The sequence below is a fragment of the Photorhabdus namnaonensis genome (assembly GCF_001684335.1).
Classification (GTDB): domain Bacteria; phylum Pseudomonadota; class Gammaproteobacteria; order Enterobacterales; family Enterobacteriaceae; genus Photorhabdus; species Photorhabdus namnaonensis.
In genome coordinates this window covers 399,919-414,019 of the sequence record NZ_LOIC01000072.1, presented here as the reverse complement: position 1 = coordinate 414,019, position 14,101 = coordinate 399,919, and the positions used below count along the sequence as shown (strand labels likewise).

Here is a 14,101-nt window from a genome sequence, read left to right as displayed (position 1 = left end):
TCATTATTTGGTTGCTGTTCGTTTAAAGAGAACAGCAACCAAGTCGTGTTTATCTATGCAAACAGTGAATAGAGGACCGCAGAGATAGCAACTAATCCCATAAAGATAACAAATAGGTTACTTAGCTTGCCGCCATATTTGCGCATTGCAGGAACTTTGCGGATTGCATACATTGGCATAATGAACAGCAACATTGCGATAACAGGGCCACCCAATCTTTCGATCATTTCCAAAATACTTGGGTTCAGAGTCGCGACAATCCAAGTTGTGACCAACATGAAAGTGGACGTGATACGATTCAGCTTTTTAGGCTCAATAGTTTTGCCTTGGTCACGCAATGTCTTAATAACCATACCATTAAAGCCTTCACGCGCTCCCAGATAATGACCAAGGAAAGATTTGGTAATGGCTATGAATGCAATAAACGGAGCAATGTAGGCAATCACTGGCGTATTAAAGTGGTTAGCCAGATAAGAGAGGATAGAAATATTTTGTGCTTTGGCTTCTGCCAGATTTTCTGGAGACAGGCTCAATACGCAGCTAAATACGAAGAACATCACGGTGACAACCATCATGATATGGGCGTATGCCAGGATGCGGGAGCATTTTTTTTCAGCGTTTACACCATATTCTTCACGTTTTGCCACGGCAAACGCCGAGATAATTGGCGAGTGGTTGAAGGAGAATACCATTACCGGGATCGCCAGCCATAGCGTAATAAGCAGCCCATGACTTGCACTTGATGCAGAGACGGTGATGTTTTCAAAGATTGCGGTGTTCCAGTGAGGGATCAGATAGAACGCCAGCAGCATCAAAACGGCGACAAATGGGAATACCAGCACACTCATTGCCTTAACAATAGCCTGTTCGCCGAAACGGACGATGGCCATTATACCGATAATCAGGATCAGAGCCAGCAGGGCACGAGGAGGTGATGGCAGATGTAATTGGTGAACAATAAAGCTGTCTACGGTGTTGGTAATAGCAACGCTGTAAACCAACAGAATCGGGTAGATTGCGAAGAAGTAGAGCAGGGTGATAAGTTTGCCTGCCAGGCTGCCAAAGTGCTCTTCTACGACTTCGGTAATATCTTCACCAGGATTTTTACCTGATAGAACGAAACGGCACATCCCGCGATGGGCGAAGAAAGTCATTGGAAAAGCTAGTAGCGCCATCACCAGAAGAGGTAGCAGACCACCGATACCCGCGTTGATGGGTAAAAATAATACACCGGCGCCAATCGCGGTACCGTATAAGCCAAGCATCCATACTGTATCTGATTTACGCCAGGTTTTATAATCGCTTGGGCTGGTCGCCTGCGATGCGATTGTACCTGTTTGAGTCATATCCATAGTTATCTCCGAGAATAACGCGGTAAATTAAAAAACGAAATTACAATGCCGCAAGTATGCAATAAATGCAAATACATGTGGCCTAACTCTTTCTTTATAAAAATAAAATTTTTAAATATCTTTGGTGTTTATTTAAACGTTCTTATTACCACATTAACATCTTGGTCGAAAATTGGACTTTAAATTAACAAGCCAAAATTTTCGCTTTACTTTCTTTTTTGAAAGAAAGTCTAGAAATTTTAAGACCAGACTTTTGATAGCGGCAAGATAGCGATTTTTAGTGAATAGTACCGTGATCATAGTCTCAAATGCGGAATATATCCCGAAAAGTCATCATGTTGCGAGATTTAGTGTAATTGTTGCCTAAATATTGCGAATTTTAATGAGGTCAAATTATAACCTCAATTTTCCTATTACTCAACTCTCATTATTATCTTATGTTTTTGTTATTCCCCATCCATTTGTTTACATATTAATGAATAAAAATGGCAAATAGAGGGGATGGTTAATAAATTGATAAATATCAATTTGTTACCGAATTTAAAAAATAGCTATCTCTGATGTCATGTTTGTATCTTTGTGAAAGATATATATAAAACCAGGATAATGGATTAGTGGCATCAATAATATGCATGAAAGAGGTACTCACTATCCTTTGATCAAGTTTTAATAATCTCCTTCGTTATATATCTATTTACATAGTGATTTATACAGATTTATTGATTTATATGAAAATCGTTGCGCTGAATTTAAGCGCAAATAAATGTTAAATAGGATACAGAATATTCCTCTGCTGGTTAACTCATGTTCATTTTGGAATGTAAAATGTAACCAATAATTTCTAATAAAAAGACCTTGATTGAAATAGGGTTTATTTATCTCGAGTCACTAAATTGTATTTATGTTACTAGCTTTTTATCCAGCCTTTGCGGATAGGAAAAGCGCAGCAACGTTGGTACAGGCTGTTCAATCTTTTTTGTAAATTTTCGCCAGACAGGCTCCATATTATTTGCGCAAAAGTGCATCCCATTAGGCTGACGATAAATGCTCCGACCATATCCATCGGCCAATGAACGCCTAAATAGACTCTGGACCATGCGATAGCCAGTGCGATAGCCATCATACATAAGCCCGGCCAAACCCTATACCAGAATAAAAAAGATAAAGCGAATGTGAAGACGAATGTTCCATGATGGCTTGGGAATGAGGTTGTTGGCGCGTGAGGAAGAAAGTTGTAACCAAAACCTTCTGCGAAAGGGCGGTCGTGAGGGCAGAGTAAACCGATACAGAATGAGATCAGCATGGCAAAACAGAATGCAATGGTGGTTTTACTGACGACGACCCGATGATAAGGGAGAGTACGCTCTGAACCCCAGAACCAAAAACTAACTAATGTTAGAGGGAAGATAAGAACCAGATATTTTGCAATGAACACCGCCATCGCAATCATGGCTGGTGATGATTCAGGTGTAGCATTGAAAAAAATAAACAGATCATGATTTATTTGTTCTAACAAATCGGGCCTCACATATAGTCACTTATGTACATCACGATAGTCGGACGCAAGAGAGTAAAGTTGGCCGACTTGTGAGTAAAGCGTAATTGTCTTAATTGTTGGTGTTATTTATGTTTGGTTTATATTTACGTTAAGGAAACATCTGGAGCTAGTCATGATAAAAACTAAGCAATTCATTGATATATATGACGATAACCTTTGGGTTACCGAAGTGATAGTATAAGTGGTTGATAGTTTGATCACCGGTAGAATCGGTTATGTGTTTATGGCCGTATATTTTTTAAACGATAAAAAAACCCGATAGCCTTAAACCAAAATGGATGACTATCGGGTTCCTCAATATTGGGATATCAAAGAAAAGCAGTGGCATTAACTCAGACTACGACTTGGCAAGAAAGTTCTTCGTGATAAGAAAAAAAATCAGATTTTTTTTCAATTTGATGAAAATAACATTTTTTGCACAAATCAACCGAGTCCCTGTGGCTAATGATCAACGGCGGTTTTTACCGCAACTAAAGTAGAAAGGGAAGTTCGATTATTGAGCAGTTGGTGTTCTTTCACGTATGCTTCGAAGTCTGTGCAGCCACCAATATGTTGCTCGTCAACGAAAATCTGTGGCACAGTTTCTACGGGTTTACCAACCGTTTTTTCCAGATCGGCTTTAGTAATACCTTCTGCGTGAATATCAACATAACGGAAGTTAAAGTCATCACATTGTTCTTTCAGTCGTTCCGCCAGTTCTTTCGCGCGGACACAGTATGGGCAGCCAGGACGACCGAAAATCACAGTAAACATATAAACTCCTCTTGGTTATATTAAAATAATGCGGTTTGATGTGTTGTTCATGCTTATTTGAGCGCTACTATGCCTGCATAGATCTGTAAAAAAAAGCAGAAATTGCCTTTTGTTTTAATTCAGCATACCAATTTTGGTAACAGAGTTTCCGGTAGTATAATGCAGCGTCAGGTTATTAAAGAGGGTGTGATGAAAAGTCATCAAGGCAGTATGAGTTCATTGGCAGATATGCCAAAACAGGTTATCCTGCTAGAAATTGTCGGCATTAGCGGCTTGCTCCTAGCATATTTGACTATTAATGATATTGTTGTCTTAACAGATTTACTAATGACGCCGGAAGCACATGTTGTTATGATTTTCACCGGCATATACCCTATGGATTTCAAGGTGCATCGCGACGGCAAGAGAGTGAATCCCCGGGAGCATAGCAAACTATGTGACTGGGGTGAGCGAGTGTAGCCAACAAAGAGGCAACTTGAAAGATAACGGGTAATGGGTTGTTTGGTTCCTGCCGCGGTTAATATCATTTGGCGTGCAGTGTGTGGTCTCTCTTTTCTGGGAATTGATCATAAAAAAGAGAGTAAAAATAAGGCAGAAGGTAGTGATAACGGTAGATAAAAATAATTTATCAGTTATTGGTGATAGCGCGATAAAGAATTATTTCGTAAGCTATAGCGCTTTTTCATTTTCCGTTGTATGGGGTTGTTAGATGAGTTCACTTGTCATTCCTGACTTATCGGTATTGCGTGAGTGGTTGGATCAGCTCAAAATTTCCTACTTTGAGTGCGATTCATGCCAAGCGCTGCATCTACCTCATATGCAGAATATTGATGGTTTATTTGATGCTAAAATTGATTTGTTAGACAATGTAATCTTGTTTTCTGCATTGGCTGAAGTTAAACCAACCGCCATTATTCCTCTGATGGCTAATCTAAGCCAGATTAATGCCAGTTCCCTGACAATCAAGGCTTTTCTTGATATTCAGGATGAAAATTTACCGAAATTGGTGGTGTGTCAATCTTTCCTTATTTCAGCCGGGCTGACTTTTTCTCAGTTTTCTCATTTCTTGCAACAAAGCGAAGAGCAGATTGCAGGTGTGATTTTTGAAATTCACAGTAATAACTTGCTGTATATTAATCGTGATATCGAAATTGAGGGAGACATTGAAGAGGAAGAAGAAGCACAAGTTTCTGCTAAGGCGCCGACTTTTACTTTGCACTAATATTTCCAACATGGTCATCCTACAATGCAATGTACGCATTATTCTGCGGGGCATTGTCACTCTTGTCAGTGGCTTGAAAAACCCTATTCTCAGCAGTTAGAAGATAAACAGCAGAATCTAAAACAGTTATTATCTCAAACCTTTGTGAATCAATGGTTACCTCCAATCGCCAGCCAACCAGGCGCCTTTCGTAATAAAGCTAAAATGGTCGTCAGCGGCAGTGTAGAACGCCCATTACTAGGTATGTTGCATCGTGATGGCACGGCGGTTGATCTGTGTAATTGTCCCCTCTATCCAGCGCATTTTCAGCCTGTATTCGATGTTGTTAAATCGTTCATTGCTTATGCCGGGTTGACGCCGTATAACGTTGTTCGTAAGCGGGGTGAACTGAAATATTTGTTGCTGACAGAAAGCCGTTATAGCGGTGAAGTGATGTTGCGTTTTGTACTGCGTTCTGAAACGAAGATTGCTCAATTGGAGCGTGCCTTACCTCGGTTGCGTGAGCAATTGCCGCAGCTTACGGTAATCTCTGCTAATATTCAGCCGATCCATATGGCGATCTTAGAGGGAGAAAAAGAGATCCTATTTACTGAGCAAAAAGCGCTTAAGGAACAGTTCAATGGCATTCCTCTTTACATCCGTCCCCATAGCTTTTTCCAGACTAACCCGAAAATGGCTTCTGAATTGTATGCAACAGCAGGGCGTTGGGTTCGTGAATTGAAAATCAGTAGCATGTGGGATCTATTCTGTGGTGTTGGGGGTTTTGGTCTGCATTGCGCAGATAAAAACACCTGTTTAACCGGAATCGAAATTAGCCCCGAAGCCATTGATTGTGCCCGTGATTCGGCAAAAATACTGGGTTTGGAAAATATTGAGTTTCAAGCTTTGGATTCGACAAATTTCGCCGTGGCGAAAGAGCAAATTCCGCAATTGGTTTTGGTAAACCCACCTCGTCGGGGAATTGGTAAAGCGTTGTGCGATTATCTTAGTAAAATGGCGCCGGATTATATTCTTTATTCAAGCTGTAACGCTCAGACAATGGCGAAAGATATTGCGGCACTAGCCAACTATCGTGTAGAAAAGACACAGTTGTTTGATATGTTTCCCCATACCGAGCATTATGAAGTTTTAACGTTATTGAGGTTAAGTTACGATTAAATAACGAAAGAATATGTGGGGAATGGGGGTTCTATAAGAACCGCCCATCCCGTTTAGTTATGGCGCTCAAAAGCGAGTGCACGGCGTTCAATCATCCGCATCAGCAAAGTCAGGATGCCGTTAACACATAGATAAATTATCCCTGCGGCGATAAAAACCATCACATCATAATTACGGCCAAATAGAAGCTGACTGTATCCCATGACTTCCAACAGAGTAATTGTACTTGCGAGAGAAGTACTCTTGAAAATCAATACAACTTCGTTGGAATAGGAAGATAACGCTCGTTTAAAAGCATAGGGCAGTAGGATCCACATAGATTGTGCTTTAGACATGCCCAACGCTTGACAGGATTGCCACTGACCGGCAGGAATGGCTTTTACTGCGCCATAGAATAGCAGAGTAGAATATGCCGCGCTGTTAAGCGCTAGCGTTACCATTGCGCACAACCAAGGCTCAGACAGTAATTGCCAAAGCCACGGATACGCTTTTATAGCTGGAAATTGCCCAGGTCCGTAATAAATCAGAAAGAACTGCACCAGCAAAGGCGTACCGGTGAACAGAGTAATGTAGGTTTTTACCAGTTGTGTCAGTACCGGCAATTTCATGGTCAGAACCATAGTGAACAGAACGGACATCATGAACGCAACAAAAAGCGTTGTAACGGTCAGGCTCAGACTGGTTGTCAGCCCCGGCAAAATCTGTTGAATATACTCAAGCATCAGGAAACACTCCGATCAAAGCGAGTGGAGCGTATCTCAATTTTTTTTAGAATAAATTGACTGAGTAGAGTGATAGCCAGATAGATCAGCGCCACAATCATATACCAAGTGAAAGGCTCCTGAGTGCGTGTGGCGATACTTTTGGTTTGTTGCATCAGATCATTCACACTGATAAGCGATACTAGCGCGGTATCTTTCAACAAAACTAACCACTGGTTGCCTAGCCCTGGTAGAGCATGTCGCCACATCTGGGGCATGATCAGGCGGAAAAATATTTCAGCGCGACCAAGACCTAATGCGTGACCGGCTTCCCATTGGCCGACAGGAATGGCTTTTATCGCACCACGGAGTGTCTGGGATGCATAGGCGGAGTAGAGCAGGGAAAGTGCAATGACACCACAAAGAAATGGGCTAACATAAAAGTCTTGAATATCTATCTGAATCCTGGGATGCCAGAAGATAAGATAAACATCAAAACCATCAGCCAGTGTCATGAGAAGTTGTGACGCGCCAAAGTAGACGAACAGCACGACTAAAATTTCCGGCAATCCTCTGAACAGAGTGACCCAGCAGGTGCCAAGTATGGCGAAGGGTTTCCAACGGGCTGATTCCCAGGCGGCAAATAGCATGGCTAAAATCAGACCAAGCACTAATGCAGACACGGCAAGGCCGACGGTGATGCCGGCGGCGCTTGTTAGAGATTGAAATTCATTCATGGAGATTCAGCGACTTATTTAAACCATTTTTTATAGATGATGTCATAAGTACCATCTCGTTTAATGTCAGCGAGAGCTTTATTCAGCTTATCTTGTAGCTCTTTGTTACCCTTACGAACAGCAATACCTAAACCGATACCAAAGTAATTTTTGTCGGTGACTTTGTTACCGATGGTATTTAAATTTTCATTCTTTTTCAGCCACTCGTTAACAACGGCAGTATCACCGAAAACGGCGTCCAGACGGCCGTTTTTTAGATCTAGAATCGCATTTTGATAGCTGTCATAAGGAACGGTTTTAATCTCTTTTCGTTGTTCCATCAGATACTTCTGGTGAGTTGTCCCATTCTGGATACCCACAAGTTTGCCTTTCAGCTCTGCGACGCTGGAGACTTTACCTTTAACGGAAATAAAAACCGCTGAGTTGTCGTAATAAGTGTTAGTAAAATCAACCTGCTTTTGGCGCTCAGGAGTGATATCAATACCGGCGGCTAAAGCGTCGAAGCGACGGAATTTCAGACTGGGGATCAAGCTGTCAAAGGATTGGTTAGTGAAGGTACATGTTGCATTAATTTTCTCACAGAGAGCGTTGGCCAGATCGACATCAAAACCCTGAATTTTATTATTTGCATCGATGTACTCAAACGGAGGATAAGTGGCTTCTGTGGCAAAACGAATAGTCTCTTTTTCCGTGGCGGTTGCAGATAAAGTTACTGTGCCTAAGAGGGCTGCAAAAAGTAGTTTTTTCATCGCTATATCCTATTAATAGTTAGTGTGATAGATAATTAGCAAAGGCTTTGGTTTGTGGTTGGGTAAAGTGGCTGGTATCACCTTGTTCTACAATGCGGCCGTTTTCCATATATACGACACGGCTTGCGGCCTTGCGGGCGATTTCCACTTCATGGGTAACGATAATCTGTGTAATGCCCGTTGCAGATAATTCATGGATGATGTTAACAACTTGTGCTGTGATTTCTGGGTCCAGTGCTGCGGTTGGTTCATCAAATAATAAAACTTGGGGTTCCATCATTAATGCCCGTGCGATAGCAACCCGTTGTTGTTGTCCTCCAGATAAATGTTGTGGGAAGCGGCCGGCAAAATCATCTAAGCGCAAACGGGAGAGGAGCTTATTCGCTTTTTCCTGTGCCCGCTGTTTGGATAAATTCAACACGCGACAGGGTGCTTCGATTAGGTTATCCATAACAGTAAGATGCGGCCATAAGTGATATTGCTGAAAGACCATACCTACATTCTGGCGTAGAGAACGAATCTCCTTTGTTCCTGGCGTTTGATCGAAATTGAATTGATGATTAGCAATATGTAACTGGCCGGATCGTGGTATTTCCAGCAGGTTTAATACTCGCAACAACGTACTTTTACCCGCGCCACTTGGCCCTAGCAAAACCATCGTTTCCCCTGGAGAACACTCAAGATTAATATCAAACAGTGCTTGATGGGCACCGTAATAACAATCAATGTTTTTTAATTGAATACTCATGCTTTAGTTCTGAATAGTCAGTAGTTTAGTGCGATGCTAAACTCGTTAGCATAATTATGCAACACCTTATGTACAGGATATTATTAATTGATATTTCAATTACATGCCTAATTAACGTGTTCTATTCTCTCCTTGTGTGATTTGTCAACAAACGCTTATTTATTCTATTGCCATATTGAAGAAAGATGAAACGTCCGAACCGTTATTTATGACATCAAGTATTAATTGTGGCTCAAATTCTGGTTAAGTAAAGAATGCCATCAGTAAGGGCGCTAGCAAACTCAGCACAAAACCGTGGACTATCGCTGCCGGGACGATACTGACTCCACCACACCGTTGTAATATCGGCAAGGTGAAATCCATAGAAGTCGCACCGCTTAACCCTAGTACGCTTGAGCGATATCGGTCGATAAAAACAGGAATTAGCATAATTACTGCTAGCTCACGCGCCAGGTCATTAAAGAATGCGGCACTGCCGATTACCGGCCCGTAAGCATCAGAAAGTAAGATACCAGACAGGGAATACCAGCCGTAGCCGGAAGCCAATGCTAAACCTGTTTTCACTGGCAGCCCAAGGATAAGTGCCGCAATCGCACCGCCGGCAAGTGCACTGGTCGCGACAATAATTGCAATAATCATACCTCGGCGGTTCAGCAATATTTGTTTCAGGTTCATACCGCTGTTACGTAATTGAATACCGACAAGTAACAGTAAAACGATTAAAGCAATTTCACTGGCGTGATTGGAGAAATGCAGCCATGACCAGCCAGCGAGTCCAAATAGGAAACCTAAAATCAGCACACCACATAATTTCAGTGATTCAAAAATCATATGCAAACGGGAAGGGGGCTTTTCTTGTTTATGTGGACTAATAACCCAAGGATCGCATTTTTCAAGAAGGAATAGTGCTAGCATATTAGCTGTAAAAATACATAAAAAAAATGTCATCGCGTATTGAAAGATAGAGAAGAGGTTACGGCCTAAATCGTCCAACAAAGCCAGGCTGGTTCCCATTAAAAACAGAATGACATAGACCATCGCGTTAAGAAGGCGATGAATAGCATTTAATAATGCTTTATTATTCAAATGGATAAGATAGCCTAGCGTTAACGGCAAAAGAATGATCAGCAGCCCAGAGTACATAATTAACATCCTGTAAAACAGTTAATGTCTTTTTATCCAAATCTAGTATAAAAATCGGTTGTAAAGACTATAAAAGTAAAAGATAACAATTTTTTTACATTAAGAGAATAGTCAGGATAGAGAGAAGTATGCTGTTGCTCAAAGAATTTTTTATTCTTAGGGTGGGGGTGTTATTAATAACTTTTAATGTGTATAAAACGTAAAGAGAACAGTATCTAGCTAGAATGAGTCGAAATCCCTGGTTTTCGTGGTATTGCAAGAAATAAGTTTTTACTATTTATTTAAATCCAATGCTTAATATGGTGATATTTAAATGAATTTTATTCGTTCGAAACGTCGATGGGTTGTGTTGTTAGCTATTGTGGCAGTTATCACATTGATTCTGGGGTATTTTCTGCATGGATCAGAGGCGGTTAAATATCAGACAGTCCCAGTTATTAAAGGTGATTTGGATAAAAACGTACTGGCAACAGGAAAATTGGATGCGGTTAGAAAAGTAGATGTTGGCGCACAGGTAAGTGGTCAGTTGCAGAATTTGTATGTTGAAGTGGGTGATAAAGTGAAGGAAGGCCAGTTATTGGCATTGATTGATCCTAAGCCAGCGCAAAACCAGGTCAAAGAAGTTGAAGCCACAATCCAAGAATTGAGGGCTTCTCTGATAGAAGCCAGGGCGCAATTGGAATTGGCGCGGCTGACATTACAGCGTCAGAACGATCTGGCAAGAGTGCAAGCGGTTTCACTCCAGGAATTGGATCAGGCTAAAACGGACGTTGAAGTGAAAAGAGCTAAGGTAGAAACTTTATTGGCGCAAATCAGTAAAAATCAGGCCAGCCTCGATACTGCTGAGACTAGTTTGCAATATACCCGGATTACAGCGCCAATGGATGGTGTCGTTGTCAATATCAAAACGCTTCAGGGGCAAACAGTTATTGCGGCACAGGAAGCCCCGACCATTCTGACATTGGCTGATCTGGGCACGATGTTGGTAAAAGCGGAAGTCTCAGAGGCGGATATTATTTACCTGAAACCGGGTCAGAAGGCTTCTTTTACTGTATTAGGCGCCCCGGATAAAAATTTTCCAGGGGTGTTGAAAGATATTTTGCCGACGCCGGAAAAGATTAATGATGCGATTTTCTTCTATGCCCGTTTTGAGGTGGCTAATCCTCAGCAACTTTTGCGTTTGCAAATGACCGCTCAGGTGAAAATTCAACTCGATTCCCATCGTGATGTGTTGATGATCCCGATCTCTGCTTTGGGTAAACAGATTACGCCAACCCGTTATGAGGTGAATATCCTGAATGGAGATAAACAAGAGAAACGAGAAGTGACCATTGGCGTGCGTAATGATGTGAATGTACAAATTCTGTCTGGTCTGAAAGAGCATGAGCAGGTGATTACAGGTCTTAGTGATGCAGCAGGGGATGAGGAATGAATGCATTACTTGAGCTGAAAGGTATAGAACGCAGTTATCCCGCGGGTGAGCAACAGGTAAAAGTACTGGATGATGTTACCTTGTCTATTTACGCCGGTGAGATGGTTGCGATTATCGGCGCGTCAGGCTCGGGTAAATCGACGCTGATGAATATTCTTGGTTGTCTTGATAAACCCAGTAACGGTGAATACCGGGTCGCGGGACAGGATGTTGCTGAACTAAATAATGATGAACTAGCAGCGCTGAGACGGGAACATTTTGGCTTTATTTTTCAACGTTATCATTTACTGACTCATTTAACCGCTGAACAGAATGTGGAAATTCCCGCTATTTACGCGGGAGCCGCTAAAGCCGCACGTCGTCAGAGAGCGATAGAGTTGCTTGGTCGTTTAGGGCTTGAAGAGCGAATTGACTATCAGCCAGGGCAGCTCTCAGGCGGACAGCAGCAGAGGGTCAGTATCGCCAGGGCGTTGATGAATGGCGGTCAGGTCATTTTGGCTGATGAACCAACCGGAGCGTTGGATAGCCATTCTGGCGAAGAGGTGATGGCAATTCTCAAACAACTGTGTGAACAAGGGCATACCGTCATTATTGTCACTCATGATCCAAAAATTGCGGCGCAGGCACAGAGGATTATTGAGATCAAAGATGGCCATATTATGAGTGACTCCGGCACACAAGTGAGTAGAAAAGTCACTAAAGCCCCGTTATTAACATCAAAAATATCGTCGATACGCCAGACCTTTGGGCGGTTTAATGAAGCTTTATTCATGGCATGGCGGGCGATGGTTGCCAACAAGATGCGAACTTTACTGACCATGTTGGGGATTATTATTGGTATTGCTTCTGTCGTGACTATTTTGGTTATCGGAGATGCGGCTAGGGCATCGGTGTTATCCGATATTAAAGAGATCGCGACCAACACTATTGATATTTATCCGGGAGAAGATTTTGGCCTTGATGATCCGGTCAATATGCAAGCGCTGAAAATAGAGGATTCAGATGCGATTAAAGCGCAGCCCTATATTTTGGCTGTTTCACCGGAAATTGAGGGACAAATGCGCCTTCGTAAAGGGAACATTGATGTTGCTTCGAGAGTGACTGGCGTTGGTGATGAGTTTTTTCAAGTTTATGCTCTGCGCTTTTCCCAGGGAATGGGGTTCTCATTGGATATGATACGCCGTCAGGGGCAAGTTGTGGTTATTGATGACAATACTCAGCGTAAGCTGTTTCCTCACCAGAAAAATGTGATTGGGGAGGTGATCCTGGTGGGTAATATGCCGGCCACAATTGTGGGAGTGATATCTGATAAGAGAGCTACATTTGGCAGTGGCAAATCATTACATGTCTGGTTGCCTCATAGCACGATGACCAGCCGTCTGATGAACCGAAATTATCTGGATTCAATTACTGTCAGAATAAAGGATGGTTATAACTCTAAGGATATAGAAAAGAAGATTGTTCAGTTGCTCACTTTGCGCCACGGCAAAAAGGATGTTTTCACCTATAACGTGGATATGATGGTAAAAGCGGCGGAAAAAACGGCCCATACTTTACAACTGTTTTTGACGATGGTGGCGGTAATTTCACTGATAGTTGGCGGTATTGGCGTGATGAATATTATGTTAGTTTCGGTGACTGAACGTACAAGAGAGATCGGTATCCGTATGGCAGTAGGTGCCAGAACCAGTGATGTGATGCAGCAGTTTCTGATAGAGGCTATTTTGGTTTGTCTGGTTGGTGGTGTTTTGGGCATTGTACTCTCTTATACGATTGCATTAATTGCTCAACTGGCGCTGCCTGGTTGGCATTTTGTCTTCCAGCCGATAGCCTTACTCAGCGCTTTCGCCTGTTCTACCGCCATTGGCGTGATATTTGGGTTTCTACCTGCCCGTAATGCTGCTCGACTTGATCCGATAGAAGCGTTGGCAAGAGAATAAGCGGAAATGAAATAGTGTTACGCCGCAGGCAATGACCAGCGGCGTGTGAATAATACCTGGTTATGACCCACAGGCCAGGCTATTTAGCCTTTGGGTTCGTTTTCAAGGGGAACAATAATACTGGCATGATTTCCCTTTGGGCCTTGGTGAACGCTGAAATTCACCTTCTGGCCCGCTTTTAGCGTCCGGTAACCGTCCATCTGAATGGTTGAGTAATGAGCGAATATATCTTCTCCGCCGCTTGCCGGGCAAATAAACCCAAAGCCCTTCGCATTATTGAACCACTTAACAGTGCCTGTCTCCATACTTCTACATCCCTCGTTTAATAATTTCGGTTGAGATGAGCCATTAATATAACAGTTGTAAACAATCACATGTAATCAGTGACATTATCTATGTTTGTTCACAAAACATACTGTAGTAAAAATCAAATTCTCGTCAAGCACAGAACAAATGTCTGGTTGTTTTGAATGACTAAAGTTTGATATAGATAACGATATGAGTTTCGTTCATTCACTTTTATGCCGAGTTTTCATAGGGGAATAGTCTGTGGTAAAAGGAGTTGCCCAGAGAATGATAAGATAAATGACAACATAATTTATTTGCTG

At 42.2% G+C, this 14,101-nt stretch carries 14 protein-coding genes and 1 pseudogene; 6 read left to right on the top strand and 9 right to left on the bottom strand.

Annotation, left to right across the window (positions count from 1 at the left end; all coding sequences use genetic code 11):
* Positions 1 to 53: 53 nt before the first annotated feature.
* From Phpb_RS14235 to Phpb_RS14225, 3 genes are all read right to left on the bottom strand, one after another.
* Positions 54 to 1,352 carry an HAAAP family serine/threonine permease gene (locus tag Phpb_RS14235; RefSeq protein ID WP_065390897.1) on the bottom strand — a complete coding sequence of 433 codons (1,299 nt, stop codon included), beginning with the start codon at positions 1,350 to 1,352 and terminating at the stop codon, positions 54 to 56.
* 907 nt (positions 1,353 to 2,259) lie between these two features.
* Positions 2,260 to 2,868, bottom strand: coding sequence for an undecaprenyl-diphosphate phosphatase (gene ybjG / locus Phpb_RS14230; protein WP_065390928.1), 609 nt, complete (start codon positions 2,866 to 2,868; stop codon positions 2,260 to 2,262).
* Between the two features lie 483 nt (positions 2,869 to 3,351).
* On the bottom strand, positions 3,352 to 3,663 hold the full coding sequence (locus Phpb_RS14225; RefSeq protein WP_065390896.1) for a GrxA family glutaredoxin: 312 nt from the start codon (positions 3,661 to 3,663) through the stop codon (positions 3,352 to 3,354).
* A 102-nt stretch (positions 3,664 to 3,765) separates the two neighbouring features.
* Between Phpb_RS14225 and Phpb_RS26910 the strand changes: the two genes are divergently transcribed.
* The 4 genes and pseudogenes from Phpb_RS26910 (at position 3,766) to rlmC (ending at position 6,043) form a co-directional block, all read left to right on the top strand.
* Entirely contained in the window at positions 3,766 to 4,122 is a 357-nt protein-coding gene (locus Phpb_RS26910; protein WP_240492554.1) for a YbjC family protein, read from the top strand.
* Between the two features lie 36 nt (positions 4,123 to 4,158).
* Positions 4,159 to 4,281, top strand: a pseudogene (locus Phpb_RS27675) (YbjC family protein); the annotation flags it as partial.
* A gap of 91 nt (positions 4,282 to 4,372) precedes the next feature.
* Positions 4,373 to 4,885 (top strand): type III secretion system chaperone family protein, encoded by a 513-nt coding sequence (locus Phpb_RS14215; RefSeq protein WP_065390895.1) that lies wholly within the window; start codon positions 4,373 to 4,375, stop codon positions 4,883 to 4,885.
* Between the two features lie 24 nt (positions 4,886 to 4,909).
* Entirely contained in the window at positions 4,910 to 6,043 is a 1,134-nt protein-coding gene (gene rlmC / locus Phpb_RS14210; protein WP_065390894.1) for a 23S rRNA (uracil(747)-C(5))-methyltransferase RlmC, read from the top strand.
* A 53-nt stretch (positions 6,044 to 6,096) separates the two neighbouring features.
* Here the strand turns inward: rlmC and artM are convergent, their stop codons facing one another.
* The 5 genes from artM to Phpb_RS14185 all read right to left on the bottom strand — a co-directional run bounded on the left by artM (position 6,097) and on the right by Phpb_RS14185 (position 10,121).
* Positions 6,097 to 6,765 carry an arginine ABC transporter permease ArtM gene (gene artM, locus Phpb_RS14205; protein ID WP_065390893.1) on the bottom strand — a complete coding sequence of 223 codons (669 nt, stop codon included), beginning with the start codon at positions 6,763 to 6,765 and terminating at the stop codon, positions 6,097 to 6,099.
* The gene (gene artQ / locus Phpb_RS14200) at positions 6,765 to 7,481 is read right to left on the bottom strand and encodes an arginine ABC transporter permease ArtQ (protein WP_065390892.1); all 717 of its coding nucleotides are present in this window, start codon (positions 7,479 to 7,481) and stop codon (positions 6,765 to 6,767) included. Before artQ ends, artM begins: the two co-directional genes overlap by 1 nt.
* 14 nt (positions 7,482 to 7,495) lie before the next feature.
* Complete coding sequence (artJ, locus tag Phpb_RS14195) at positions 7,496 to 8,230, bottom strand: arginine ABC transporter substrate-binding protein (RefSeq protein ID WP_046395491.1); 735 nt, start codon at positions 8,228 to 8,230, stop codon at positions 7,496 to 7,498.
* A 19-nt stretch (positions 8,231 to 8,249) separates the two neighbouring features.
* The gene (gene artP, locus Phpb_RS14190) at positions 8,250 to 8,978 is read right to left on the bottom strand and encodes an arginine ABC transporter ATP-binding protein ArtP (RefSeq protein WP_065390891.1); all 729 of its coding nucleotides are present in this window, start codon (positions 8,976 to 8,978) and stop codon (positions 8,250 to 8,252) included.
* Between the two features lie 243 nt (positions 8,979 to 9,221).
* On the bottom strand, positions 9,222 to 10,121 hold the full coding sequence (locus Phpb_RS14185) for a LysO family transporter (protein ID WP_065390890.1): 900 nt from the start codon (positions 10,119 to 10,121) through the stop codon (positions 9,222 to 9,224).
* Between the two features lie 313 nt (positions 10,122 to 10,434).
* Here Phpb_RS14185 and macA point away from each other — a divergent pair, with 313 nt between their 5' ends.
* Together macA and macB are read left to right on the top strand one after the other, a co-directional pair.
* Positions 10,435 to 11,553: a macrolide transporter subunit MacA gene (macA, locus tag Phpb_RS14180; RefSeq protein ID WP_065390889.1), complete on the top strand. Its 1,119-nt coding sequence runs from the start codon at positions 10,435 to 10,437 to the stop codon at positions 11,551 to 11,553.
* The gene (macB, locus tag Phpb_RS14175) at positions 11,550 to 13,493 is read left to right on the top strand and encodes a macrolide ABC transporter ATP-binding protein/permease MacB (protein ID WP_065390888.1); all 1,944 of its coding nucleotides are present in this window, start codon (positions 11,550 to 11,552) and stop codon (positions 13,491 to 13,493) included. The genes macA and macB overlap by 4 nt, the downstream gene beginning before the upstream one ends.
* A gap of 83 nt (positions 13,494 to 13,576) precedes the next feature.
* Here the strand turns inward: macB and cspD are convergent, their stop codons facing one another.
* Positions 13,577 to 13,798: a cold shock-like protein CspD gene (cspD, locus tag Phpb_RS14170; protein WP_036814644.1), complete on the bottom strand. Its 222-nt coding sequence runs from the start codon at positions 13,796 to 13,798 to the stop codon at positions 13,577 to 13,579.
* Positions 13,799 to 14,101 lie beyond the last annotated feature (303 nt).

Coding starts and splice junctions, on each gene's coding strand:
- Phpb_RS14215 (WP_065390895.1), top strand. CDS start 4,373: ATGAGTTCACTTGTCATTCCTGACTTATCGGTATTGCGTGAGTGGTTG.
- rlmC (WP_065390894.1), top strand. CDS start 4,910: ATGCAATGTACGCATTATTCTGCGGGGCATTGTCACTCTTGTCAGTGG.
- artJ (WP_046395491.1), bottom strand. CDS start 8,230: ATGAAAAAACTACTTTTTGCAGCCCTCTTAGGCACAGTAACTTTATCT.
- artP (WP_065390891.1), bottom strand. CDS start 8,978: ATGAGTATTCAATTAAAAAACATTGATTGTTATTACGGTGCCCATCAA.
- cspD (WP_036814644.1), bottom strand. CDS start 13,798: ATGGAGACAGGCACTGTTAAGTGGTTCAATAATGCGAAGGGCTTTGGG.
- macB (WP_065390888.1), top strand. CDS start 11,550: ATGAATGCATTACTTGAGCTGAAAGGTATAGAACGCAGTTATCCCGCG.
- artM (WP_065390893.1), bottom strand. CDS start 6,765: ATGCTTGAGTATATTCAACAGATTTTGCCGGGGCTGACAACCAGTCTG.
- Phpb_RS14185 (WP_065390890.1), bottom strand. CDS start 10,121: ATGTACTCTGGGCTGCTGATCATTCTTTTGCCGTTAACGCTAGGCTAT.
- macA (WP_065390889.1), top strand. CDS start 10,435: ATGAATTTTATTCGTTCGAAACGTCGATGGGTTGTGTTGTTAGCTATT.
- Phpb_RS14225 (WP_065390896.1), bottom strand. CDS start 3,663: ATGTTTACTGTGATTTTCGGTCGTCCTGGCTGCCCATACTGTGTCCGC.
- artQ (WP_065390892.1), bottom strand. CDS start 7,481: ATGAATGAATTTCAATCTCTAACAAGCGCCGCCGGCATCACCGTCGGC.
- Phpb_RS14235 (WP_065390897.1), bottom strand. CDS start 1,352: ATGGATATGACTCAAACAGGTACAATCGCATCGCAGGCGACCAGCCCA.